A 23,515-nucleotide genomic window follows, 5' to 3' on the forward strand; every position below is an offset into this window, starting at 1 on the left:
AGGCGCCTTCACTGCTGCGGGTTCTGGCACAACTTCTGTGATGCCACACCACCTCTGCTCGTGCTCGCGCGAGTCACCCCGCTGACCTGCTATTTCCGTGCGCATACCGAGCCGACACAGCGATCGACAGGCCGTTGTCACAGAAGTTGCGCCTGAACCACTGCTGCTCGATAGAGCCATGCGCTGAGGGTGCCCGTGCCTGACTGCTGGTCAGGGGGGCCGGCAACTCGACCGCCTCGGCCACGTACCGATACGCGGTGGTGGTGCCGATGCCGAACCCGACGGCGAGCTGTGCGTAGGTGTGGCCGGCACCGCAGATGTGCCAGGGCCTGACGGCTTGCGCTCAGACAACGCCAGCACGTACCGCTTTGTCATTCTGAAAAGATCAGTAGTCACCTGGGACTCATCCGCTTCTTGCCGGTGCAACCCATCTGGATACCCAGGCGTCCTCCCCTTGACGGACGGCTGCCGATTACCCGGGAGAGCACGTGGCGAAGAAGGACCGGACAACGGACGCGGCGAGGGAGAAGGACCGCGAAAAGTGGATGGCTCGTTTCCAGGTACGGCTGGCCATGCAGCCCGGCGTGGACCGGGCAGTGGTGCTCCAGGCGGTCAAGGAAGTCACGACACACTGCGCGGATGCGGGAGAGCATCCGCAGGCTGCTTTCGGCGACCCGGACGCCTATGCCGTGCAGGCTGCCGCGCGGCTGGTACCGGCGGACCGGGCGGAGCGCGCGAGGCGGCACGGCGCCGCAGTGGACGCGCTCGACTCCGTACTCAAAAGGGCGCGGGACGTCACCGGTCTGTGACCGATTGAAGCGACGCCCGCACTGCGTGCGTCACCTCCTGGTCCTCGCCATCGGCCGGAATGGTCCCGAGCACGACCAGGAGGCCTCTACCCCAGCCGCCGACGTCGCCTTCGCCACCGACCGGCTGCTGACCAGCGACCCGAGCGACCTGGAGCGCGCCACGGCCGAACTCCTCAACCATGCGGCCGTCGCCTGGGACAAGCAGGACCACCCGCTGCGCAAGCACGCCCAGGCCGTCGCCCGCTCCCTGCCCACCCGGTGCAAGGGGATCACCGCATGCCCGCATCCACGGCAGCCCGGCGCGCGTACTGTGAGGTGACGACCCGCCGGGAGGAACAGCCGATGAGCGCGCTGCCCGACCACGCACCCCTCATCCCGTACACCCCCGCCCCGCGAGCTCCGGCCGAACTCCTCGACCAGCTGCGCGCCGACACCTGGGTGCCGGCCTTCGAGCAGGAGTGGGCGACCGCCCTGGAGGAGTCCCGCCGCACGTTCTCCCTCGCCGGGCTGTACGAAGTCGTCCAGGACTGGCAGGGCCGCCTCGCCCACGCCCCGGCCATCGACGCGTTCGTCGCCTCCGGCTACGACGACAGCGAGTTCATCGACATGGCGGAGCTGCGGAAAAGGTGCCGGTGACGGGACAGCCGTACGCGGTCCTCTTCTCCGCCCCGGCCGCGAAGGTCCTCGACACCCTGCCCGAGCACGCCGAAGACACCGTGTGGGACGTCCTGGACGCCGCCGCCACCGACTCGTGGGGCTCCCGCCACTGGAACGCCGACGTCCTGTCGTCGGCGCCCGTCCACGGTCCTGGCCGCGACGGGGTTCGGTGCCCGCGTGCAGCCCCTCTGTCCTCCGTCCGTGTGGACCGGACTCACGTGCCCGGCAGCCCCGGGAGCGGCACCGGCCCGCCAGGTGGGAGACCGTAGGGTTTCGGCCGAAACCCGCGGCGGCGCTTGTCCATCAGGGAGACGGCAGGGAACAGTTGTACTCGACCGGCCGGTGATTGCGTCCCACTCCTTGGCGCGGCCGGCAGCCTGGAGAACGCCCGGTAGCCGGGTGACGTCCCTCGACCGCGTCGGGCCGGTGACACAGGAGGACATTGCTGCCACCCTGAGCGTATGAGTACGGGCAAGGCCCAGCTTCTGAGTACGGACGTTGCTCCACGGCCCCAGGAAGGCGACGCCACCTCCCTGGCCCAACCCCCACGCCTGTAACCCCCGTGGTCCGGTCTCACCGATCGTAGTTTCTCAGGGAGGCACGATGACCGGCCGAGTGATCTACGCGTCGTTCGAGTTCCAGTTCCCGCTGGGCGGCATTCGCGTGCTGAACCAACAGGTCTCGCTGCTGCGGGCCGTCGGCGTCGAGGCGTTCCGCTGGACGCCCACGCCGGGATTCCGCTACACGTGGTTCGACGACGACGTGCCGACGCTGTCCGGCATGACCTTGGACCTCGGGCCCGAGGACGTGCTCGTGCTGCACGAGGTCAGCGTGGTCCCGGACCACGACCCGGCACCCGGCGGTCACAAGGTCATCTACTCGCAGGGGCACTACGTCAACTTCCTGACCTGCCCCGACCCCGGCCCGTATCCGGGCTGGTCGGTCCGGCCGGCTCTGTGGACGATCTCGAAGGCGGGCGTCGACATGTTCCGCCGCGCCCTGCCTGAGTTCGAACCGCACCTGGTGCCGAACGTCATTGACACCGAGCTGTTCCGACCGGCATCGACCGAGCGGGTTCGGCGCATCGCGTGGATGTCCCGCAAGCGCCCGATCGAAAGCACGCTGCTCCGCCGTCTGTTCCACGCCGACCCGCGGTCCAAGGGCGTCGAACTGTACGACATCCACGCGGTTCCCCACGAGGAGGTCGCTCGTGTCCTGTCCGACACGTCGGTGTTCATCGCGTTGGGAGCGCCCGAGGGCGAAGGCTTCGGATTGCCGCCGGCCGAGGCCATGGCCAGCGGCTGCCTGGTGACCGGTTACGCCGGTGGCGGCGGAGCGGAACTGTTCGAATCGCCGTCCGCGTGGCGGATTCCGGAGCTCGAAACGGATCGGTTGGCGGACAAGGCCCTTGAGCTGCTCGACCTGCCCGACCAGGACGAGGTGCGGCAGGCGGGCCGTCAGTGGGTCGCCGACCGGTACACCACCCAGGCCGCCGTCGAGGCACAGATCGAGGGCATCCGCAAAGCGCGTGCCCTCCCCGGTGGTGCGGCGTTGGCCACCCATCCGGCCGCCTGGATGGAGAAGTTGGTGAGGCGCTTCCCGGTGCCGCCGGAGGCGTACGCCCGGGTGGAACCACCGGCTGCTTCCCAATGCTCCGGAAAGACGCTGCTTGACCGTTCCGACGGGGCCATCCGATAGTGGTCCAACGGTCTACGCACATGTTCGGACGCCACCCGAGAAACCTTGGTGGCGTGGATGTCGTCGTCGACAGGGAATCGGTGATGCAGACGCCGGAACCGTCCGCTCGTCCGAGCCGCCTGCCGTCGTTGACCGGTATGCGGTTCATCGCGGCGTTCGCCGTGCTGGTATCCCATCTGGCCGGTCAGATCGTCGGATCGATACACCCCGGTCTGCCGTACCTGATCACGACCCTCGGGCCGGTCGGGGTGGCGTTCTTCTTCGTGCTCAGCGGCTTCATCCTCACCTGGGTCGCCGACCCGAACGACACCGCCGGACTGTTCTGGCGCCGACGCCTGGTGAAGATCTTTCCGAATCACCTGGTGACCTTCGCGGCCACCGTGGCGCTGATGGCCGCGGCGGGCGTGCCGATCATGGCGATCAACACGATTCCGCCGCTGCTGCTGATCGAGCCCTGGATTCCCAACTTCGACGCCCTCGGCGGGCTGACCGGAATCAACGTGCCGAGTTGGACCCTCGGCTGCGAGTTGGTCTTCTATCTCGCGTTCCCCTGGCTCATCCGCCTCATCGGGCGCATCCGGCCACCGAGGTTGTGGTCGTGGGCGGCGGGCGTCGCCCTCGCGATCATCGCCGTCCCGTTCGCCGCCCTGGCGCTACCGACGCGGCCGGCCACCTCATGGGATCCGGCGATCGCCGAGTTGCAGTCCTGGTTCGCCTACAGCCTGCCCTTCACCAGGATTCTCGAATTCGTCCTCGGCATCCTGATGGCGCGCATCGTGATCTCGGGGAGGTGGATCCGCCTGGGCATGACGCCGGCGTTCCTCCTCACGATCGCCTGCGTGGTGGTCCAGTCCCACCTGCCCGGCGTGTTCCGACTCTGCGCCGGACCGACCGCGTCCGCACTCGCCCTGCTGATCGCGGCGGGCGCCGCCGCCGACGTACGCACCGCGCGCACGCCCTTCAGCGGTCGGACCATGGTGTGGCTCGGCGAGATCTCGTTCGCCCTCTACCTCGTGCACTACCTCGTCATCCAGTACGGCCCGATCGACGGCGTGCACGCCACGGGTGAAGCGGTGACCGCCGACCCGTCGACGAGGCTGGTGCACATCCTGCTCACCGCCGCCATCAGCCTCGCCCTCGCGGCGGCCCTCTACACGCTGGTCGAACGCCCGGCGGTCCGACGCTTCAGCCGGCCACGCGGCCGTCGCGCCGGACCCATCTCGGTCCACGAGGAGAGCCGGCCCCGTACGCGTCGGCGCGATGCGCGCTCCCTCCGTCATCCTGGAGCCGTCACCCATGACGAAACCCCGCCCTGACCCGGCGTCCGAAGTCCCCGAATTCCCGGTCACCCGGCCGGATTCCCGCCCCTTCGACCCCGACGAGACCTACGCCCGGCTGCGCGCCCACTCGCCCGTGTCCCCGGTGCGCTGCCCGGCCGGGATGGACGCATGGCTGGTCAGCCGCTACGAGGACATCCGGAGCGTGCTCACGGATCCCCGGCTGAGCTCCCGCGGCGCGGGATCGATGCACATGCTGCCCTCCTACGACGGGCGCGATCCGTCCCCGGGCTCGATGATCCAGCTGGACGGCGAAGAGCACGCACGGCTGCGACGGCTCCTGATCGGCGAGTTCACCATGCGACGGATGGAGGCGCTGCGACCGTCCGTCCAGCGGATCACCGACCGGCACATCGACGCGATGCTCGCCGGGTCGAGCGCCGACCTGGTACGGGACTTCGCGCTGCCGATCCCGTCGCTGGTGATCTGCGAGCTGCTCGGCGTGCCCTACGAAGACCACGGGGCCTTCCAGCGCGACAGCGAGGTGCTGATCGGCTTCGACGCCGACGAGGCCACCCGCGACGCGGCCACCCGGCGGCTGGAGGGCTACCTCGGCGAACTGATCACCCGACGCCTGGCCGAGCCGCAGGACGACCTGCTGAGCCGGCTGATCGTCCGCGGCAAGGCGACCGACCGGCCGCCGACCGTACCGGAGCTGGCCACGCTCGGCGTACTGCTCCTGGTCGCCGGGCACGAGTCGACCGCCAACATGATCGCGCTCAGCGCCCTCGTGCTGATGGCGGACCAGGAACGGACGGCCGCGCTGCGCGCAGCCCCGGACACCATCGGCACCGCTGTGGAGGAACTGCTGCGCTACCTGTCCGTGATCCAGTTCGGGCTGCTGCGGTACGCCACCGAGGACGTCACCGTCGGCGCTACCGCGGTGGCGGCGGGAAGCTGGCTGGTCGCCGCGATCCCGTCCGGCAACCGGGACGAGGCCGTGTTCACGGCCCCCGACACCATCGGCCTGCGCCGACCGTCCCGCACGCACCTGGCGTTCGGTTTCGGTCCGCACCAGTGCATCGGTCAGCAACTGGCCCGGATCGAGCTGCAGATCGCGCTGACCAGCCTGTTGCGCCGCATGCCGGGGCTACGGCCGGCCGAGCCGTTGGCGGAGTCCGCCTTCAAGCACAACGACATCGTGTTCGGCCTGCGGAGCCTGCCGGTCGTCTGGTGACGTCCGGGGCTCCGAGGGCCTTGCGGCACCCGCCGGCGGCCACGGGCACCGGCGGCCTCGTCCTCCCGCGTTCCCCTCTGGCCGGATCCAGCCCCTCCGCCCTCCGTCCGCGTGGACCGGCACTCGGCTTGATCCGGTGCGTCGGCGCCGGGCAGGCCGGGAGCGAGTTCGGCCTTCCGGCAGGCGGCTGTCGCGGCCCGCCACACGGAGGTCATGCCCTGCCCGTGGTGCACGGCCGGGTCGGCCTGCCCCAGGAGCCGTTCGACGTTGCGTACGTTCGTCACAACGCGGCCGGCGAAGGGCACGGACCGCTCGATGCGGTCCCGGTACGCGGGGTGCTGGTAAGAACCGTGTCACCAGCCGCACACGGCGGTGATATTCCGAGAGCGTCACCCGTGTGGGTGAGTCCAGGGCCGTACGGCTGCGGTGAGTGAGGCTCTGCGGGGACGATCAGCGATCGTGGCCCGTACTCCGTTGGACCTGGACGAGCTGGTCGAACACTGGACGCCGCTGAAGGACGAGCAGGCGCTCGTGTCCGGCAAGCGTGGTGCGACGCGACTGGGCTTCGCCGTGCCGTTGAAGTTCTACACGCAGTACGGCCGGTCTCCCCGGAACCGGGCAGAGCTGCCCGGTGAGGCCGTGGAGTTCGTCGCCCGGCAGGTGCAGGTTCTCGCCTCGGAGCTGGAGTCCTACGACTGGACGGGCCGTACGGTCGAGTACCACCGCGCGCAGATCCGGGAGCACCTCGGCTTCAGCGAGTGCAGTGTCGCGGACGCGGAGAAGCTGACGGCGTATCTGGCCGAGCGCGTCGCGCACAAGGAACGCAGGTCCGAGCAGGTCCGGGTGGAACTGCTGGCGCGCTGCCGCGCAGGGAGCATCGAGCCGCCCACGCCGGACCGGTGCGATCGCATCGTGGCGGCTGCTCTGCGGGCGGCTGAGAAGTCGCTGACGGCCCTGATCTCCTCCCGGCCGACCGCAGAGAGCACCGAGCGGATCGTGGCTCTGGCGGCCGGTGCCGACCAGGACGACGCCGGACCTGCGGGCGGCGGCGCGGAGGTTGAGGACGCACCGCCGGTGCCGGCGAAGGTCAAGGAAGCGTCGGGCAACGTGAACCTGGAGACGATGCTCACCGAGATCGACAAGCTCCTGGCGGTGCGGGCGATCGGCCTGCCACGGGATCTGTTCATCGACGTCGCGCCGAAGGTCGTGGCCGGATGGCGTGCGCGGGCCGCGGTGGAGTCGCCTTCCCACCTGCGGACGCATCCGGTACCGCTGCGGGTGACCTTGCTGGCCGCGCTGCTGCACGAGTTCAAGAGCCGCGGTCCGGTCTACCGGCGCACGGTGCAGACGACGCTGAAGGCGTCGTACACCAACCACTACCGGCGCGGGCTGATGAAACTGCTGGACGTGCGACCGGTGCGGCCTGACCCCGCTCTTCTGGTCCCATGTCCACCCTTGTGGGGAGGTGAACCTTGATATGGACACCCGCCTCCATCTCGCCGCAGCAGCCGCCGTGCCCGGCCCGCGCCTGCCGCCCGCCCCGGAGGTGTTCGGCGGTGGACAAGACAGAACCGGCACGGGAGCGGACCTTCAGGTGAGGGTCTCGCGGACGGCAGCCGCCCAGCAGACCCTTCCCTGGAAAGGCTCGATATGGCCGGAGCAACGACTCCCTACGCCCTCCGTGCTCGTAGGGTTATTGTCCGGTGTTCTCCTGCAAGAGGGGATGGCATGGACCCGATCGTGTCAGCGACTGGGACGGCGCTGGTGAGTGCGATGGCAGCGGACTCCTGGCAGCAGGTCAGAACAGCTACGACAGCTCTGTGGCGCCGTCTCCATCCCGAGCAGGCGGACGAGATCGCAGCCGAGCTGGGAACGCTGCACGCCGGCATCCTCAATGCCCGTGAACAGCAAGACCACGACATCGAGGAGGCGCTCACCGGCGTGTGGCGTCTGCGGCTCCAGCATCTGCACGTGGATGAACCTTCGGGGGTCGGCGAACTGCGGCGTCTGCTGGAAGAGCACCTCGCGCCGGCGCTGCCCCCAGACGAACAGCGCGGCGTCCAGTCGATCGTCATGAAGGCGGAGGCCCGGGACCATGCGCGGGTGTACATGGCGGGTCGCGACCAGCACATCACCGGCTCATGACCTCCCCCATTGAAGACAACGACTCGACAGCCTGGGTACGGATCGAGGCTCGTGCCGAGGACAGCGCACACGCCTACGTGGCCGGGCGGGATCAGTACCTCGTCCACGAGATGGCGCCCGCGCCGGTCACCGCGCTACGGACCTTGCCGCGTGACGTGCCGGGCTTCACCGGACGCCAAGCCGAGGTCGAGCGGCTTGCAGGCGCAGCCCAGCCGTCCGGTGCGGTGGTCATCCACACCATCGACGGCATGCCAGGGGTCGGCAAGACCGCCCTCGCGGTTCACGTCGCCCATCAGTTGAGCAGCAGCTTCCCCGACGGGCAGCTGTTTGTCCGCCTGCACGGCCACACTCCCGGCCACCGTCCGGCCGACCCCGCCGATGTCCTGGCCGCGCTGCTGATCAGTGTCGGCGTCGACCCCCGCATCATCCCCGACGGCCTGGACGCTCGTGCCGGGCTGTGGCGTGACCGGCTCACCGGCAAGCGCATGCTGCTGGTCCTGGACGATGCGTCCGGCCACGCACAAGTCGAACCTCTGCTACCCGGGGCCAAGGGCTGCCTGGCCCTGGTCACCAGCCGACGCCGCCTCGCCGCCCTGGACGGTGCCACCCCCCTGCCGGTGGGCACCCTCTCACCCGCGGACGCGGCACTGCTGTTCACTCGTTTGATCCACCGCCCCCACACCACCAGCGCCGAGTCCGAGGCCGTCGCCGCCCTCGTGGAGCTGTGCGGCTGCCTGCCACTGGCCATCGCCCTGCTCGCCGGCCGCCTCGCACACCACCCCCATTGGAACCTGGCCGAGTTCGCCGAGGAATTCGCCGCCACCCGCGACCGGCTGGGCGAACTCGCCACCAGCGACCGCGCCGTGGCCGCCGCTTTCGACACCTCCTACCACGGTCTGCCACCGGAGCGGCAGCGCCTCTTCCGCCGCCTGGGCCTGCACCCGGGCACCGATACCGATGCCTACGCCACCGCCGCCCTCGCGGGCATCTCCCTCACTCAGGCCCGCCGCGATCTGGAAGCCCTCTACGAGAGCCACCTCATCGACTCCCCAGCAACCGGTCGTTACCGCCTGCACGACCTCATCCACGCCTACTCCCGCACCCTTGCCGAGCAGGACCCGGCAGACGACGGCGACGCCGGCATCGGCCGCCTGCTGGCGTACTACCAGCACACCGCCCAGAGCGCCGACCGACACTTCGCCAACGCCCCCAGCCCCACCATCCGGACCATCGGCGCTGCCGCGGCCGCCACACCTGACCTGCCCACCCACCAGCAGGCTCTGGCTTGGATGCGCACCGAACGCGCCAACCTCATCGCTTGCATCCACCACACCACCGCCACCGCACAGCACTCCCGCGCCATTCACCTCACCGCCGCACTGGCGTCCTTCCTGCGCCTGCAAGGCCCATGGGACGAGGCCATCGCCCTCCACCAGACCGCCGTCACCGCCGCACAGCACATCCATGACCGCCACGGCGAAGCAGGCGCTCTGTGGGCACTGGGCTGGCTGCGGTATTACATGGGGGACTGTAGGGCGGCGGCTGACCTGAACCAGCGGGCGCTGGAGCTCTACCGTTCCCTGGGCGATCGCCCCGGCGAAGCAGGCAACCTGTGGGCACTGGGCTGGCTACGGCACGAGACTGGGGACTATGCGGCAGCGACCGACCTGGGCCGGCGGGCGCTGAAGCTTTACTGCTCCCTCGGCGACCGCCTCGGCGAAGCCTACGCCCTGTGGGCCCTGGGCCGGATACAAACCGTAACCGGGAACTATGCGGCTGCGGCCGACCTGACCCAGCAGGCGCTGGACCTCTCCCGCGCCCGCAGCCACCGCAACGGCGAAGCCACCGCTCTGTGGGAGCTGGGCCGGATACGGACCGTGACCGGGAACTATGCGGCTGCGGCCGACCTGGGCCAGCAGGCGCTGGATCTCTACTGTTCTCTCGGCAACCGCCTCGGCGAGGCATACGCCCTGTGCGCTTTGGCCCGGGTACGGAACCTGATGAAGGATTATGCAGCGGCGGCTGACCTGGGCCGGCGGGCGCTGGAACTTCACCGTTTCCTCGGCGACCGCAACGGCGAAGCCACCGCTCTGTGGGAGCTGGGCCGGACACGGACCATAACCGGGAACCATGCGGCTGCGGGTGACCTCCTGCATCAGTCGTTGATCCTGTTCCAGGAGGCGGGCAACGTCCAGGGTGAGGCCGAGGTACTCAACAGCACCGGTGATCTCCTGGCCAAGTCCGCTGTACCGCAGCGGGCGCTTGTGACGTACCGACAGGCCCTGGACGTGGCACGCCAGGCCATGAGCCCGCTGGATGAGGCCCACGCCCTTGAAGGCATCGCACGCACCAGCGACCACCACGCTGCCCTCGCCGATCTCCGTCAGGCGGTGAGCATCTACCGCCGTATCGGCGTCCCCGAAGCCACCTCCGCCGCCGAGTACCTGGCGCAGCTCCAAGCCGAACACTCCAAGAGGCTCCCGTTCACGAATCGGTGAGCATTGGTGAGCATTGGAGAGCTTGCCCTGCTTTGAGGCGCACCGAAGCCGTCGCGCCGACGAGTGGTTCTGGGGCTGGTCGCGGGGCTGTGGGAGCGGCCGGCGGCAGGACCAGGTCGAGGCGGCGGCGAAGGTGAGCCGTCCCGGCTGAAGGGTCTGCCGATGCGACCGGACACGGCGCAGCGGCTGTTGGCCGACCGGTCACCGGCCGGCTGGAGGAGACCGGCGGCAAGGCCATGGTCGACCGCCCGTATCCGTGGCTGATCCGGCGGGGCCTGGTGCAGCGCCAAGGGCTGTCCCGCAAAGATCTTGGCTCCGAGTACGGAGCAACCTGAAGAGCTGGCGAGGTGCTCAGTCGATGGTTCGTGAGGTGCCCAGGGAACCAGCGAAGTCGGCGAGCGTGTGGAAGTCGTTCTCCCGTAGGCCGGTCCGCGGGTTGACATGGTGCAGGAGCCCGGGCCCTTGATGGTGGGCGGTCACGTACGTCTGATCCAGCTCGCTCTGCTCGTCGTCCACCCAGGCAAAAGGGCGGCCGTTGGCGTACTTCACCAGCGGTCCGGTCTTCCAGTGGACTCCATCAGGGCGTTCTTGGAGCAGGGCGTCGCCGAAGTCGACGAAGGGAAGTTCCGGAAGGCCGAGGACCGGTGCGATCCACCGGTTGGCGTCGTCCATCCATGTGGTGGCCCAGCACAGCTCGAAGCCGAGCTGGAGCAGGATTCGTCCGTGCTCCGGGTTGAGCCAGACACGTAGGGGGCGCCGTCGGGACGAAAGGCCCCTGTCGTCCTCATGGGCGCCGCTCCGGGGAACTCTGAGTGTGGTGCAGCCGTCGGGACGCCTCTCCGGCTGGGCCGCATAAGGGTTGAGCGGCCCGTCCACGTCGAGGAACAGCAGCGGTTGGTTCACGGCTTCCCCCGGTCTTGCTCGCTGTGGACTGCCCCGATCAGCGTAGCTGTGGGATTGTCTCGGCATAGGGCCGACCTGAGTGATGATCACGATGTGGCGAGTGTGATCACGGCATCGGAGCCGTCCTGGATAACCCCGTTCGTGGGGCTGAGCCCGCGCTGCTTCGGCGAACTTCTGACCACGCTGCGGCGCGATGGAGCTGATGTGGTCCGCCGAGGCCGGCCGTGGAGTCTGCCGTTGGAGGACCGGGTGTTGCTCACGGCCTATTGGCGTACCCCTGACGTTGCGGCAGCTCGCTCCGCTGCTCGGCGTCTCGAAGTCCACGGCTAACCGAGTCATCAACCACCTCGGCCCCCTTCTTGCGCTCCAGCCCCGCAAGCGGTTCGCCAAGGGCACCGTGCTCATCGTGGACGGCACACTGGTCCCCACCCGAGACCACACCATCGCCGAGCGTTCGAAGAACTACCGGTACTCCACCGACCACCAGGTCGTCATCGATGCCGACACCCGCCTGGTCGTCGAGGTCGGCCGGCCGCTCGCCGGGAACCGCAACGACTGCGAGGCATGGGAGGAATCCGGTGCCAAGGCCGCCGTCGGCAGGACCACCACGATTGCCGACGGCGGCTACCCGGGCACCGGCCTCGTCGTCCCGCACCGCCGACAGTGCGGCCAGAGCGACCTCCCGGACTGGGAGGAAGACCAGGACAAGTCCCACAAGCAGGTCCGAGCCCGTGTCGAGCACGTCTTCGCGCGTATGAAGACCTGGAAGATCCTTCGCGACTGGCGCCTCAAAGGTGAAGGCGTCCACCAGGCCATGCTCGGCATCGCCCGCATGCACAACCTCGCCGTCGCCGGACAGGTCGCAGGTAGCACGGTGGCCCGCTATGCCCGAGGCGACTCCAAGATTTTTACGGGACACCCCTTAGGCTCCCGTGGCATGAGTCAGAGTGGTTCGCAAGCGGCAGCGTTCTTCCGAGAGGCCCGCCAGAGCGGAGTGGTCTGGTTCGTCCGGGATGACGAGGGAAGCCCGGCTCCCCTCTCCGCGGATGGCACGCGAAGTCTTCCCTACTGGTCGACCACGGCCCGCGCTCAGCGGGCGGCGGAGATCTGGGGGCACGGGCTACGTGTTGAGTCCATGCCCCTGGAAGCCTGGCGCGATCGCGATCTGCCTGATGCTGCCCGCGAGGGATACATGATCGGCATCAACTGGAGCGGACCGCGCCTCGTCGGCTGGAGCTTCACCCCGGTGGAAGTTCTCAACCGACTCGCAGCGGGTGATTAGCCAGCGGCGCCGCTCAACACAGAGCGCCGCCGCCAACAGATCGGAGCGCATCCGAGAGCGAGGAAGGCTTCGTGGATGTCGTCGCGTATCTCCCAGCGGATCCGTAGGCGGCGGAACCGGTGAAGGTGAGCGAACGCGCGCTGCATGAGCGAGTGTTGGGCGCCCAGGCCGGAGCCGTGCTCGATGCCGCGGCGGGCGATCAGCGGCTTCACGCCGAGATCCCAGACCAGGCGGCGGTACTTGTCGTGGTCGTAGCCTCGGTCACCTAGCACTGCGTCAGGGCGGCGCCGGTGCCGGCCCCGGCGCCCGCGCGCCGGCGGCACGGATCGGAGCAGTGGAATCAGCTGGGTGACGTCGTTGCGGTTGCCACCAGTCAAGGTGGCTGTCAGCGGGATGCCGGTGGCGTCGGTGATCAGGTGGTGCTTGCTGCCCGTCCTGCCCCGGTCCACTGGGCTTCGTCCGGTCTTGGATCCCCCTTTGGCGCGCGGATGTGGGAGCCGTCGACTGCCGCCCGGGAGAAGTCCAGGGCGTTCACGCTGCGGAGTTTGGCCAGGAGGACCTCGTGCAGCCGGGGCCATGCTCCGGCCTCGGTCCACTCCGCCAGGCGACGCGAGCAGGTCATGCCCGAGCCGAAGCCGAGTTCCTGCGGCAGGTGTTCCCAGGTGATCCCCGTATGCAGCACGAACAAGCTGCCCTGGAACACCAGCCGGTCCGGATGCCGCTTGCGCCCGGGATGCCGGGTCCGACGCTCGACCTGGGGCAACAGCGGCTCGATCACCGCCCACAACTCGTCATCGACGTTCCACGGCTTCGGCGTGCCACCCCGCACCCCCGGATCATCAGTCCCGGGGTGATCCAACCACCTTGGAGATCATTTCGTTAGGAGTTCTGAGTGCGGTTGGTGGGGCGGTGGTTTATGCGTGTCGTTACTCTCCAGGGCATGACATCCCAAGGGCGTAGTGCCGGAGCCGTCTTGTGCATCGTCGTGGCCATGATCAGCATGATCACGGCAGTGATCTTGTCGGCGGTCGCGTTGGACGCGGCCTCCAAGGTGGCAGATGAGCCACAGGGCGAACACGGCGGCACGTCGATTCTTTTCGAGGACCCCCGCTGCGAAGCAGAACGCGACGCCGCACCCACTCAGCCGTACATGAAGTGCCTCTTCCAGTACCAGTCGGCCAATCAACAGGGCGCGGCGCTCTGGGAAAGGGAGACTGCAGCACGGCAGGCCGCCATCCAGGCGAAGGGCAACTTGGCGATCATCTTCGGTCTGCTCGGTGTGACCTTCGCGGTCTGCGCCGTGGTGTCCAACAGGGGCCGCCGGCCTGAGCCGCAAACCACCGGGATATGAGGCGGCCCTGCGACTGCCCCGGCGTAGTGGGGCAGTCGCAGAGCCGGGCGTACGTGGGTCTGGGGGAGACCCGACCGGCAGCAGGTGAGCGGAGGAGTGCCTACGTGCCTGTCATGGCTCACCAGCGCATCGTCGCAGGCAGCGCCTCCGTCGGAGCCGCCGCCGGGCTCTGAGACTGAACGCCACCACCGGAGTTCGGCAGAAAGAGTGTGAAGTGCCGGAGAGCGCCATTGACTTCGGGAAGTTCGGCGCCCGGGGTATCAATGGGAGCGACGCCGTCATGCGGCGGCTCGATGACCTCGCGGGCGGCATCGTCACCCCGGTCACCGTGAAGCGTGGCCTGATGGCCCGCCTGCACTACCTGACGAAGACCGACCACAGCCGCGCCGCGGCCAAGGACGCCGGCCTGACGATGACCGACCGGACCCTGCAGGCGTGGCTGGAGGGCAAGCGCCGGCCGTCGAGGGCCAACCTGGAACGCATCGACGCCGCCTACCGGACGGGTGCGCCGCCGCAACGTTGCCAAGCATCTCCTGGCCCGTCTCAGCTGTGACGGGCGCGGGACCAGGGTGGAAATCCACCCGCTCATGCGGTCGATCTCCGTTGTGTTCCATGGCACCGTCACTATGGCCTCCATTCGACTCTGGCTGCGTTCATGAGGTGTCCGACAGAGCCCTGGGCTTGTCGGGAATCATCGCCGGAATGCGCAACCTGACCGCCGCGTGACAACGGGTGGTGAGTCCACTGGACTTCGCATGGCCTTCCGGCTGACCAGGCTCATGCTACTCGGGCTCCCCGATTCGCTGCCTTCACAGTAAGCCGATGATCGGCACTCGGTGATCTGCTGAAATTTGTCCATGGCCGCGACCGTGAATTCATGGAATGGCGGAGGGACGTCAACCCTCGCTCCCGATTCTCACGGCACTCACCTGTCTCTTCTTGGCGGCGTTCGTGGTCCAACCAGTGGTGGTCGACTCAAGCGTTTTCATAGCCGCATGGGCGCTCGTGAGCTGGGAGAGCTGTTGACCCCCAAATCAAAGTTCTTCTTCGGTCGCACATGGCGCGGGATATCGGAAACCTTGCCCGACCTTCATCTCGGACTTGGCCTTTTCCCAGTCTCGGTAGCGCCGCCAATTCCGAATTCCAGATCGCAGAAACCTCGCTGGCGATTGAGGGTCGCGAGCGACCCAGGATAAGGGTGACCGCGTAGATATCCGCTGCGACAATATCGATGGATATGACGGAGGCCGAGGCTGGTTGTTCTGCCTCGGCGTGTTATTCGCCGGGGCAGACTCCGGAACTGTTTGAATCGTCGCCATGACCAAGAGAGACGTCGCGGCCCTGTTCGGCAACCGGTTCCTGACCGTGCCCGCTCCCTCGAAGACCTTCCCCGAGGAGGGCATGACGGCGACGGACGCCATGAGGCTGCTGGATGAGGATCTTGTCATGGAGGGCGATCCGCAGCGCAACCTCGCCACGTTTGTCACCACCTGGATGGAGCCGGAGGCGCAACGGATCATCGCCGAGAACCTCCACCGGAACTTCATCGATCACGCGGAGTACCCCATCTCCGCCGAGATCGAGCAGCGCTGTGTGCGCATGCTCGCCGACCTCTTCCACGCACCGGGCAAGACCACCGGATGCCGGACACAGGGTTCGTCCGAGGCGATCATGCTCGGCGCGCTGTCGCTGAAGTGGAAGTGGCGGGAGCGCCGCCAGGCGGCCAACCTGTCGGTCGACCGGCCCAACCTGGTCTTCGGCGGCGACGTCCACGTCGTGTGGGAGAAGTTCTGCCGCTACTTCGACGTCGAGCCGCGGATCGTGCCGCTTGCCGAGGGCAAGTACACGATCGGCCCGGAAGATGTGAAGGCCCACCTCGACGGGAACACGATCGGCGTCGTCGCCGTCCTCGGCACCACGTTCACCGGCCACAAGGACGACGTCGTCGGGATCGACAAGCTCCTGCGGGAGGTCCGCAAGGAGCGGGACCTCGACATCCCGATCCACGTCGACGGAGCCAGCGGCGGCTTCGTGTGGCCCTTCCTCTACCCGGACTCGAAATGGGACTTCCGGCTCGAGCAGGTTCGCTCGATCAACGTCTCGGGACACAAGTACGGCCTGGTCTATCCCGGCATCGGCTGGCTGGTCTTCCGCGAGGAGTCCGACCTGCCCAAGAACCTCGTGTTCCACGAGAACTACCTGGGCAAGACCGACGCGACGTTCACACTGAACTTTTCGACCGGTGCGGCGATGGTGCTCGCCCAGTACTACAACTTCGTGCGGCTGGGTCGCCAGGGCTACACCTACGTCATGAAGACGATGCAGGAGAACGCCCGCGCGCTGGCGGACAACCTGCGCAGCAGCGGCCGCTTCGAAGTGATCGGCAGCGACCTCGAGCAGCTGCCGCTGGTCGCCTTCCGCCTCGCCGGTAAGCACGCCTACGACGAGTCCGACGTCGCCTGGCAGCTCTCGGCCGAACGCGGCTGGATGGTACCGGCGTACACGCTCCCTCCCAACGCGGAGAGGGTGAAGATCCTGCGTGCCCTGGTCAAGGAGACCCTGAGCCGTGACCAGATCGACCGCCTGACCCAGGACATCGCCGACGCGTGCAGCACCTTGGATCACAAGGGTGCGACCACAGAGATCGAGCGGGCGCAGGTCAAGCGCGGCACCGGCTACTGACGCCCCCAACCCGGCACCCCAGGGTGGAGGCGGTTGAGTGTGACGCCTCGGCATGGACGGTCAGCGCGGCCTGGAACGGAACGCCCCCGCGTCGGCGGGGAGGTCCTCGGCATTCTGAGCCGGGAGTGGCCGGGGTATCGGCACGTGCGCCGGGCGGGCGGTCCAGAAGAGGTGGCCGGACCAGGGGCGGACAGGCCCGCGTCGGTCGGGTACGGGACACGCCCCCGGCAGAAGGTGCCCCCGCCTGGCTTCGAGGTACGTTCAGTGGCGGAGCGGGCGGACGCGCCGCCCGGCCCCCGAGGAGACTGGGGTGAGGAAATGCCGGACGGCCCCCTGTCCAGTGGGCATGACGACACCACGCGCGGCAGCCGAACATGACAGGACGTCATCCCACCGATCCCGGCGATCCGAGCAGTCCGCACGGGCCGGAGCCGCGCCAGGCGGCGTACGCCGAGGCCCGCTGGCCGATGGCCGGAGCCGTCATCGCCGCCGCGGTGCTGACCCTGCTGCTGCCCGACGAGCTGCGGCTGGGGCCCCGCTGGGCGCTCCCTCTCGCCGAAGGACTGCTCCTGGTGGCGCTGATCGCGGGCGACCCGGTTCGGATCAGCCGCCGCTCGGCTGCCATGCGCGGGGTATCGATCGCCCTGGTCAGTGTGTTGGCATGCGGCGCCATCTGGTCGACCGCTCAATTGATCGACGATCTCATCCACGGTGGCACAGAGACCAACTCCGCCGATGCCCTGCTGCAGGCCGGCGGCAGCGTGTGGATCTCCAGCGTCCTCACGTTCTCCCTGCTGTACTTCGAACTCGACAGCGGCGGAGCAGCGGCCCGAGCCCATCACATGCCCACCACCCCCGACCTTGCCTTTCCCCAACACCTCAGCCCCGAAGTGAGACCCGCGCACTGGCGTCCCCGCTACATCGACTACCTCTACCTCGGGTTGACCAATTCCACTGCGTTCAGCCCTACCGACGTCATGCCTCTGGCCCCTTGGGCCAAGATCGTCATGGCCATCCAGTCCCTCGTCTCCCTGGTCATCCTCGGACTCATCATCGCCCGAGCCGTCAACGTCCTCGCCTGAACCCGCCAAGCCCGGAAGACCGTGACCGATGGGGTCACGAGTGTTTTGGCAATGCGGGACGACATCGTCAGTGGGTGCGGTCCGCCCATGGGAGCGCCGTACGGTGTGCCGCCCCCTCGGGACGTGGAGCTGCGCGCTATGTGTGGACAGCGGTGGGCCTTCGCATCAGGGTCGAGGCAGTCACGGCGTGACCGGGGAGGCGTCGGTCGCAACCCGGTCATGTCGACCGCCGGGTTCCACGTGTTCGGAGCCTGCACGCACGTCCGGCCCGGCGGGGATCGCGTGCGTCTTGCGAGAGAGGACCGAGGTGGCACAGGTGTCCGTGTGGGAGTTCTCGCTTCTGTGTCCGGGGCGGTTCTCAGTCCGGTGTCCGGTTTTGGGCGCTGTGGGCCGGGCCGGTTCGGTTGCTTCTATGGGGTGTTGAGCAGCGATGGCCGGACGCTGGTGTTGGACAAGCAGTGGGGACTGGTTGGTCGCTGAGTGAGGAATACGTGGTCGGCGGGGCGGGAGCTCCAAGAGGGGTGGGCCCGGCGTCAGCCGGTCACGGGCGTCCCGGCTGCTCGGCGTCGCCCACACCCCGGCCGCCCCCAGTCCGCCGTGGCCGCCCGGTGTCCCATACCGGGTACCACCCCGGATCGATCGCATCCAGCTGATCCTGCCGGGCCTCGGTCATCGCGCCGGCCGCCGAGGGGACGGGGCGACCGGCCGCGCGCAGCTCCTCGACCTGCGCGACATCGTCCTCGTCGGTCACTCCACCGGCGGTGGCGAGGTGACCCGCTCCATCGGCAAGTACGGCACCGGCCGGGTTGCCAAGGCTGTCCTGCTCGGCGCGATCCCTCCGCCGGTGCTGAAGACCGACGCCAATCCCGAGGGCCTGCCCCTCAAGGTGTTCGACGAGATCCGCCAAGGCGTCGCCACCGACCGCTCGCAGTTCTACGAAGACCTCAGCGCGCCCTTCTACGGCGCCAACCGACCGGGTTCCCAGATGTCGCAGGGCACCCGCGACGCGTTCTGGCTCTGGTCGATGCAGTCAGACATCAAGGGCGCCCACGACTGCGTCAAAGCGTTCTCCGAGACCGACCCGACGGAGGATCTGAAGCGTTTCGACATTCCGACCCGGATCGTGCACGGCAGCGACGACCAGATCGTCCCGATCGTGGCCGCCGACGAGAAGTCGTCGAAGATCATCAAGGGCGCGAAGTTCACGGTGTACGAAGGGGGCCCGCACGGACTGTCGATGGTAGCTGCCTTCAAGGACACGTTCGACGCCGACCTGCCGGCCCTCCTTCGCAGTTGGCCGACGGGCCAACGGCGGCGGATCGCGCGTGGGGCCCGCCCCGGGTGTGCCCACTCGGCCCCTGTGGCTCTGGCCCCCGATCAGCAGGGCCGGCCGATACAACCCGTCCTGCACGGCCCGGGGAAACACGCCTCGATGTCGACGACGACTCCGCCGGTGGTCGACCAGTCTCCGCTGCGGCGTGAGCGTCGATGACGGTGTCCAGCGCGAAATGGCGGGGATCAAGGACGGGCTTGAGTGTCCCGCTATCGACGAGGGCAATGACTTCCCGCAGGATTTCACCGTGCGTGGGCAGCAGGGTGAAGCCCCCCGGGTAGGTGGCGCCGCAGAAGGAGAACGGGGCGATGCTGTGCGTGCCCCAGCCCAGGGCACTGACTCTTCACCCTGTACGGCGCCTGGCACCCTGCCCCTGCACGTGATCTCGCACTCCACCCTGCGCATGAGCTTGTACGCGGCACTGGGTGACTGCCGCCGCCGTACAACTGGTCGGGGATAGCGACGACAGGGTCCGGAATCTGGCCAGTGCAGCGCGTCCACTACATCGTCGCGGGTCGACTTCGGGACCAGTCGTATGCCGGGCTTTCTCAGGGTGGTGATGGTGAGGATCGCCGAGCCGGTGAGCTGGTGCGCCGCGTTCTCGGCGTACAGCCGGAAGAACCTTGTCCGGCCCGCAGCCTGGTGGAACGTGAACGAGCTGCCGGTCAGCAGTGGCCCCGACACCCGGGCGAAGCACGGCCCGTCGGCGGTCGAGGGCCCGCTGCAGGACCCCTCGCGATCCCGTACGGCGTGTCTGTAGTGCGGTCGAAGGTGAGGAGGCGGGGGCTGTCTGTGCTGGCGGTGTTGCAGGACCTGCGCGAGTACCGGGAGCCGGTCTCGGACGAGGACTCGGAGCGGTTCGAGCCCCCAGCCTTGTGCTCTTCCGCTCCTCAAGGCCACCGTTCGACTCCGAACCGGTGCAGCGAGTCGCCGACCGGCCGTATCGCGTCTCCAAGGCGCGGGCATGCGACTGATAGAGCCTGCGTCCGAGGTTCGTCGGGCTCCGGTTGCGTCGCAGTCGTGCGGACCGCAGGCTGCCCCTATGAACCGCACCCGAGAAGTCGGAGTGCCGCCCATCCTGGTGACGGGCGCAGCGGGCAGTGTCGGTGCCGTCGGACGATCCGTGGTCGAAGGGCTTCGACAACGGGACCTGCCCGTCCGGGCCATGGTGCGTCGGGACGACGAGCGGGCGCAGGCGCTGCGCGCGACCGGCGCTGAGGTCGTCGTCGGAGACCTGACGCGCGCGGGCGACATCGCCGATGCCCTGGAAGGCTGTGCACGCATGTATTTCGGCATGGGTGTGTCGGCGCAGTATCTGCAGGCTGCCGTGACGGCGGCGGCCGTCGCGCGTGCTTACGGAGGCCTGGAAGCGTTCGTGAACATGTCCCAGTTGACAGTCGCCGAGATGGGCCTTACCAGCACCTTCGAGTCCGTGCAGCAGCGGCAGCAGTGGTTGGTGGAGCAGGTTCTCGACTGGTCGGACCTGCCCGTTGTCCAGGTCAGGCCCACCGTGTTCATGGAAAATCCCCTGTTCCGGGTCGGCTTCTCCTCGGTCGCGAAGTACGGAACCATCAGACTGCCCTTCGGCCGGGCGAAAACCTCCCCTGTGGCGGCCGGCGACGTCGCCGCGGTCGTGGAGGAGATCCTGGCCGACCCGGCCCCGCACATCGGCAGGACCTACGAGCTGACCGGCCCGCGCTCGGAGGACGTCGCCGCCATGGCGGCGGAGGTCTCCACAGTTCTGGGCCGACCGGTTACGTACACCGACGTTCCCCTGCGGGAATGGGTCGACCACGATCTGCGGCCGCTGGGGCTGCCCGACCACGTCTTCCAGCACATCACCACCATGGGACGCCTTCACGCGGAGAACCGATACGACCGCAAGGCAGAAGGCGTCGAGCAGGTCACCGGACGACCTCCTTCAGGGGTGGCTGAATTCGTCCGTAAGAATTCCAGCCTGTTCAGCTCCTGAAACCGCTTCCCCGTCGTGTGCTGTCGAGCGTCTCGCGGGCTGACCGCTGGGGGCGTCGGCCGGCCATCATGCACGGGTCCGGCCGCTGCACGGGTACAGGTGTCGATCTCGAAACCGGAATGAGTGACCGGTCTGCGCGGGGGGTCGTTGCTTCGGCCGATCCCAGGAGGGCAACGTGCCCCGTTCCGAGCCATCGACCGCTTCTCGTCCGTCCGTACCGCCTCCCGCCGACGGCGTGAGGCGGGCGCGCCTCCAAGCAGTCGCCGGGACCAAGGCCGACCTTGGACCGGTTCTGCCTCTCCAGGGCATCATCAGCCGCCGATCACGGCGTGGAAGCAGGACAGGGTGGCACGGTCGGCGACCGGAGATCCCGGGTCCTGGGAGTCGTGAACGCGCTCTTCTATCAGAACCGGACGGACTGTCAGCGGCGCTTCCCCCACATGACTTCCCGGCCTTGCCGATGGCCACCGAAGGCAAACGCGCCTACTGGCGCCGCAAATCCCAAGGGCCGTGCAGGTGCTCGTCGAGGGCCGACAGGGCGATGCTCGCCGTCCCGAGCCAGCCAGGGCAGCACACCCTCTGGCACCGGAGGACCTCACGGCCCTCGCAGCGGAGCTGGTCAAGCACCAGGTGACCGTCATGCCTGACCGCGAGCCCTGGCCCCGTTTCCCAACTCCTCGACACACAGGCAGGTGCACGGCCGACAGCAACTGCCCCGTACAGCCGCTGAGGTTGGACCGAGCCGTCTGTCGCGGGACGCTCAGGATGCGCGGCCCGGCACACGGGAGCCTGACCGACAGGTCGTTTTCGTCCGATGTTTCATCCTGTGGATTGCGTTTCATCCTGGGGTGTCGGATCGCCCGGTGGGCAGCACCCATGTAGGCGCTGCCCACCAAGCGCTGGTGGTTCGGCAGTGTCAGCTGACCTGGAGGGCCGGATCCTCGGTCGCCCAAAGCCCGGTGAATCTCCTGTTGCTCGCGCAGCCACCAGCGAGGACGAGACGTTCGAAAGAGTCCGCCTGCCCGGTGCGAAGTCCTGGTGGGGCTGTGGTGGGTGAGTCCGGATCTGAGGTGCGACCCGCCTCATGGCGACTCGTTCTCTGCCATCCGCTCACGCAGAAGGGCCTGCTGATCAGTTGGAAGTTCAGGGGTGTGAGTTCGCGATCAGGTCAGGAACCCGGTGTCGTCGCCGATCAGGATGGCGTCCCGGCCGACCGTGATCGTCATGCAGTCGCCAATCTACCCCTCGACGAACGTGACGGTCTCGTCGAGCGGCGCCCGGCCCGTACGGGTATAACCCACCGTGGCGTCCTCGAACCCGATCGACATGCCGCAGAAGAGCATGAGTTCGTCCGGTGGTGACAGGATCTCCGCGACGGTCTTGCGATACACCGACCACGCCATCTGCGGGCAACTGTGCAGCCCCTCGGCGCGCAGCAGCAGCATGACGGTCTGCAGATACATGCCGACGTCGGACCATTGAGGCCGGCCCATGTCGCGGTCGATGTAGCAGAACAGGGCGGCGGGCGCGCCGAAACAGTCCCAGTTCGCGGCAGCAGCCCGCTGGCGCGCCTCCCAGTCCTCGCGCTCAATACCAAGTGCGCTGTAGCGCTCATGGCCGAAGGCGGATCGGCGCTCATGGTACGGAGACTTCAGTGCGGGCGGGTACATCTCGTACTCCCGCTCGTCCCAGGTGTCGGCTGCCGCCACGCGCTCACCGGCGCGCCTCTTGAGCTCGGCCAGCGGCTCACCGGTCACCACGTAGGTGTACCACGGCTGGACGTTCGATCCGGACGGTGCCCAAGCCGCGGCGGACAGGACCCGCTCCAGCACCTGCCTCGTAACGGGCCGGTCGCTGAACCCGCGTACCGCCCGTCGGCTCGTGACCGCCTCATAGACATCCAAGATCATCTGCCTCCCTCATCTTTCCACCTGTCCGCTCAGTGACAATCCGGGACCGCTGGGACCACCGGCATCGGCGCATCCAGCACCATGCCGGCGGCCGACCGTTGCGGCGTCCGCTGGCCCGTCCCACCCCGAGAGGCGTGGCGCGTCTATTCCGTCGGGGCCGGATGGCTGCATGCGAGTCTCCCGCCCTCCGCCTGACCTGGGATCGGGGGACCGCAGCAGGATCCACGTCCGGCTCAAGGCGCGACGCCCGGCGTGCGCAACGGAAAGACTGCCGGGCTGGCTGGGACAGGACATGCGGGAGGCGAGCGGGTCAGGAGAGCCAGTCGGCGTAGTGGGTGGGGGCGAGGTGGGCGTTCTTGTCGGTGAGGACGTCGCCCTTGACGGCGGCGAACATGCCGGCGGTGGGGTCGGTGACTACGGTGCGGTCGTCGCCCTTGCGGGAGAGGGTGATCCGGCCCAGTTCGTCCAGGCTGAAGACCTCGGGGCCGGCGATGTTGCGCCTGCCGTTCAGCGGGGCGCCCGCGGCGACCTCCGCCACCGCTTCGGCCACGTCCCCGGCGGCGATCGGCTGGATCGGAGTGGCGGGCAGCCGGACGGTGTCGCCGTCGGTGGTCCAGGACAGGACGGCGTCGATGAACTCCATGAACTGCGTGGCCCGGACGATCGAGTAGGGGATCGG

The 23,515-nt window shown here is 68.4% G+C and carries 22 protein-coding genes and 5 pseudogenes; 20 read left to right on the forward strand and 7 right to left on the reverse strand.

Going from position 1 to position 23,515, the window contains the following annotated elements; all coding sequences use genetic code 11:
* Positions 1-190: 190 nt before the first annotated feature.
* A pseudogene (locus ACFVH0_RS16815) lies at positions 191-371 on the reverse strand (transposase family protein); the annotation flags it as partial.
* 117 nt (positions 372-488) lie between these two features.
* Here ACFVH0_RS16815 and ACFVH0_RS16820 point away from each other — a divergent pair.
* From ACFVH0_RS16820 to ACFVH0_RS16865, 10 genes are all read left to right on the forward strand, one after another.
* The gene (locus tag ACFVH0_RS16820; protein ID WP_385820806.1) at positions 489-809 is read left to right on the forward strand and encodes a hypothetical protein; all 321 of its coding nucleotides are present in this window, start codon (positions 489-491) and stop codon (positions 807-809) included.
* A gap of 25 nt (positions 810-834) precedes the next feature.
* Positions 835-1,128 carry a hypothetical protein gene (locus ACFVH0_RS16825; protein ID WP_385820808.1) on the forward strand — a complete coding sequence of 98 codons (294 nt, stop codon included), beginning with the start codon at positions 835-837 and terminating at the stop codon, positions 1,126-1,128.
* 23 nt (positions 1,129-1,151) lie between these two features.
* Complete coding sequence (locus tag ACFVH0_RS16830; protein ID WP_385820810.1) at positions 1,152-1,445, forward strand: DUF6247 family protein; 294 nt, start codon at positions 1,152-1,154, stop codon at positions 1,443-1,445.
* Positions 1,442-1,735 carry a hypothetical protein gene (locus ACFVH0_RS16835; RefSeq protein ID WP_385820812.1) on the forward strand — a complete coding sequence of 98 codons (294 nt, stop codon included), beginning with the start codon at positions 1,442-1,444 and terminating at the stop codon, positions 1,733-1,735. The genes ACFVH0_RS16830 and ACFVH0_RS16835 overlap by 4 nt, the downstream gene beginning before the upstream one ends.
* Before the next feature lie 334 nt (positions 1,736-2,069).
* Positions 2,070-3,164: a glycosyltransferase gene (locus ACFVH0_RS16840; RefSeq protein ID WP_385820814.1), complete on the forward strand. Its 1,095-nt coding sequence runs from the start codon at positions 2,070-2,072 to the stop codon at positions 3,162-3,164.
* A gap of 83 nt (positions 3,165-3,247) precedes the next feature.
* A complete protein-coding gene (locus ACFVH0_RS16845; protein WP_385820816.1) occupies positions 3,248-4,480 on the forward strand; it encodes an acyltransferase family protein in 1,233 nt (410 codons plus the stop codon).
* Entirely contained in the window at positions 4,461-5,678 is a 1,218-nt protein-coding gene (locus tag ACFVH0_RS16850; RefSeq protein WP_385820818.1) for a cytochrome P450, read from the forward strand. The genes ACFVH0_RS16845 and ACFVH0_RS16850 overlap by 20 nt, the downstream gene beginning before the upstream one ends.
* A 459-nt stretch (positions 5,679-6,137) precedes the next feature.
* On the forward strand, positions 6,138-7,154 hold the full coding sequence (locus ACFVH0_RS16855; protein WP_385820820.1) for a DUF4158 domain-containing protein: 1,017 nt from the start codon (positions 6,138-6,140) through the stop codon (positions 7,152-7,154).
* A gap of 252 nt (positions 7,155-7,406) precedes the next feature.
* The gene (locus ACFVH0_RS16860) at positions 7,407-7,823 is read left to right on the forward strand and encodes a hypothetical protein (RefSeq protein WP_385820822.1); all 417 of its coding nucleotides are present in this window, start codon (positions 7,407-7,409) and stop codon (positions 7,821-7,823) included.
* The gene (locus ACFVH0_RS16865) at positions 7,820-10,321 is read left to right on the forward strand and encodes an ATP-binding protein (RefSeq protein ID WP_385820824.1); all 2,502 of its coding nucleotides are present in this window, start codon (positions 7,820-7,822) and stop codon (positions 10,319-10,321) included. Before ACFVH0_RS16860 ends, ACFVH0_RS16865 begins: the two co-directional genes overlap by 4 nt.
* Positions 10,322-10,672: 351 nt before the next feature.
* Here the strand turns inward: ACFVH0_RS16865 and ACFVH0_RS16870 are convergent, their stop codons facing one another.
* Positions 10,673-11,224, reverse strand: a complete 552-nt coding sequence (locus ACFVH0_RS16870) for a hypothetical protein (protein ID WP_385820826.1) — start codon at positions 11,222-11,224, stop codon at positions 10,673-10,675.
* Positions 11,225-11,317: 93 nt separating this feature from the next.
* On the opposite strand from ACFVH0_RS16870, the pseudogene ACFVH0_RS16875 reads away from it, so the two are divergent.
* A pseudogene (locus tag ACFVH0_RS16875) lies at positions 11,318-12,080 on the forward strand (transposase); the annotation flags it as partial.
* 81 nt (positions 12,081-12,161) lie between these two features.
* A complete protein-coding gene (locus tag ACFVH0_RS16880; protein WP_385820859.1) occupies positions 12,162-12,506 on the forward strand; it encodes a DUF2750 domain-containing protein in 345 nt (114 codons plus the stop codon).
* Here the strand turns inward: ACFVH0_RS16880 and ACFVH0_RS16885 are convergent.
* Positions 12,503-13,335 (reverse strand): IS5 family transposase gene (locus tag ACFVH0_RS16885; protein WP_385820828.1). Its coding sequence is split into 2 segments (ribosomal slippage): positions 12,503-12,987 and positions 12,987-13,335, totalling 834 coding nucleotides; the frame shifts between segments, so codons are not numbered across the junction. The genes ACFVH0_RS16880 and ACFVH0_RS16885 overlap by 4 nt on opposite strands.
* A gap of 162 nt (positions 13,336-13,497) precedes the next feature.
* On the opposite strand from ACFVH0_RS16885, the gene ACFVH0_RS16890 reads away from it, so the two are divergent.
* The 5 genes and pseudogenes from ACFVH0_RS16890 to ACFVH0_RS16910 all read left to right on the forward strand — a co-directional run bounded on the left by ACFVH0_RS16890 (position 13,498) and on the right by ACFVH0_RS16910 (position 17,621).
* Positions 13,498-13,857, forward strand: a complete 360-nt coding sequence (locus tag ACFVH0_RS16890; RefSeq protein WP_385820830.1) for a hypothetical protein — start codon at positions 13,498-13,500, stop codon at positions 13,855-13,857.
* A 214-nt stretch (positions 13,858-14,071) separates the two neighbouring features.
* A pseudogene (locus tag ACFVH0_RS16895) lies at positions 14,072-14,453 on the forward strand (transcriptional regulator); the annotation flags it as partial.
* Positions 14,454-14,739: 286 nt separating this feature from the next.
* Positions 14,740-14,883 carry a DUF2776 family protein gene (locus ACFVH0_RS16900; protein WP_385820832.1) on the forward strand — a complete coding sequence of 48 codons (144 nt, stop codon included), beginning with the start codon at positions 14,740-14,742 and terminating at the stop codon, positions 14,881-14,883.
* Between the two features lie 291 nt (positions 14,884-15,174).
* A complete protein-coding gene (locus ACFVH0_RS16905; protein ID WP_385820834.1) occupies positions 15,175-16,539 on the forward strand; it encodes a glutamate decarboxylase in 1,365 nt (454 codons plus the stop codon).
* 374 nt (positions 16,540-16,913) lie between these two features.
* A complete protein-coding gene (locus ACFVH0_RS16910; protein ID WP_385820836.1) occupies positions 16,914-17,621 on the forward strand; it encodes a hypothetical protein in 708 nt (235 codons plus the stop codon).
* A 541-nt stretch (positions 17,622-18,162) separates the two neighbouring features.
* On the opposite strand, the gene ACFVH0_RS16915 is transcribed toward ACFVH0_RS16910, so the two are convergent.
* Entirely contained in the window at positions 18,163-18,372 is a 210-nt protein-coding gene (locus ACFVH0_RS16915; RefSeq protein WP_385820838.1) for a hypothetical protein, read from the reverse strand.
* Between ACFVH0_RS16915 and ACFVH0_RS16920 the strand changes: the two are divergent.
* Positions 18,331-18,915, forward strand: a pseudogene (locus tag ACFVH0_RS16920) (alpha/beta fold hydrolase); the annotation flags it as partial. The gene ACFVH0_RS16915 and the pseudogene ACFVH0_RS16920 overlap by 42 nt on opposite strands.
* Here ACFVH0_RS16920 and ACFVH0_RS16925 read toward each other — a convergent pair.
* On the reverse strand, positions 18,872-19,285 hold the full coding sequence (locus ACFVH0_RS16925; RefSeq protein WP_385820861.1) for a zinc-binding dehydrogenase: 414 nt from the start codon (positions 19,283-19,285) through the stop codon (positions 18,872-18,874). The pseudogene ACFVH0_RS16920 and the gene ACFVH0_RS16925 sit on opposite strands and share 44 nt — an antisense overlap.
* A 204-nt stretch (positions 19,286-19,489) precedes the next feature.
* On the opposite strand from ACFVH0_RS16925, the gene ACFVH0_RS16930 reads away from it, so the two are divergent.
* Together ACFVH0_RS16930 and ACFVH0_RS16935 are read left to right on the forward strand one after the other, a co-directional pair.
* A complete protein-coding gene (locus tag ACFVH0_RS16930) occupies positions 19,490-19,714 on the forward strand; it encodes a hypothetical protein (protein WP_385820840.1) in 225 nt (74 codons plus the stop codon).
* A gap of 282 nt (positions 19,715-19,996) precedes the next feature.
* Complete coding sequence (locus ACFVH0_RS16935) at positions 19,997-20,926, forward strand: NAD(P)H-binding protein (protein WP_385820842.1); 930 nt, start codon at positions 19,997-19,999, stop codon at positions 20,924-20,926.
* Positions 20,927-22,164: 1,238 nt separating this feature from the next.
* Here the strand turns inward: ACFVH0_RS16935 and ACFVH0_RS16940 are convergent.
* Both ACFVH0_RS16940 and ACFVH0_RS16945 read right to left on the reverse strand, forming a co-directional pair.
* Complete coding sequence (locus ACFVH0_RS16940; protein ID WP_385820844.1) at positions 22,165-22,830, reverse strand: nitroreductase; 666 nt, start codon at positions 22,828-22,830, stop codon at positions 22,165-22,167.
* A gap of 316 nt (positions 22,831-23,146) precedes the next feature.
* Positions 23,147-23,515: pseudogene (locus ACFVH0_RS16945) on the reverse strand (LysR family transcriptional regulator); the annotation flags it as partial.

The sequence above is a fragment of the Streptomyces sp. NPDC127117 genome, assembly GCF_042677325.1.
GTDB lineage: Bacteria > Actinomycetota > Actinomycetes > Streptomycetales > Streptomycetaceae > Streptomyces.

Coding starts and splice junctions, on each gene's coding strand:
- ACFVH0_RS16830 (WP_385820810.1), top strand. CDS start 1,152: ATGAGCGCGCTGCCCGACCACGCACCCCTCATCCCGTACACCCCCGCC.
- ACFVH0_RS16840 (WP_385820814.1), top strand. CDS start 2,070: ATGACCGGCCGAGTGATCTACGCGTCGTTCGAGTTCCAGTTCCCGCTG.
- ACFVH0_RS16845 (WP_385820816.1), top strand. CDS start 3,248: ATGCAGACGCCGGAACCGTCCGCTCGTCCGAGCCGCCTGCCGTCGTTG.
- ACFVH0_RS16850 (WP_385820818.1), top strand. CDS start 4,461: ATGACGAAACCCCGCCCTGACCCGGCGTCCGAAGTCCCCGAATTCCCG.
- ACFVH0_RS16860 (WP_385820822.1), top strand. CDS start 7,407: ATGGACCCGATCGTGTCAGCGACTGGGACGGCGCTGGTGAGTGCGATG.
- ACFVH0_RS16865 (WP_385820824.1), top strand. CDS start 7,820: ATGACCTCCCCCATTGAAGACAACGACTCGACAGCCTGGGTACGGATC.
- ACFVH0_RS16880 (WP_385820859.1), top strand. CDS start 12,162: ATGAGTCAGAGTGGTTCGCAAGCGGCAGCGTTCTTCCGAGAGGCCCGC.
- ACFVH0_RS16890 (WP_385820830.1), top strand. CDS start 13,498: ATGATCAGCATGATCACGGCAGTGATCTTGTCGGCGGTCGCGTTGGAC.
- ACFVH0_RS16900 (WP_385820832.1), top strand. CDS start 14,740: ATGGCGGAGGGACGTCAACCCTCGCTCCCGATTCTCACGGCACTCACC.
- ACFVH0_RS16905 (WP_385820834.1), top strand. CDS start 15,175: ATGACCAAGAGAGACGTCGCGGCCCTGTTCGGCAACCGGTTCCTGACC.
- ACFVH0_RS16910 (WP_385820836.1), top strand. CDS start 16,914: ATGACAGGACGTCATCCCACCGATCCCGGCGATCCGAGCAGTCCGCAC.
- ACFVH0_RS16930 (WP_385820840.1), top strand. CDS start 19,490: ATGCCGGGCTTTCTCAGGGTGGTGATGGTGAGGATCGCCGAGCCGGTG.
- ACFVH0_RS16935 (WP_385820842.1), top strand. CDS start 19,997: ATGAACCGCACCCGAGAAGTCGGAGTGCCGCCCATCCTGGTGACGGGC.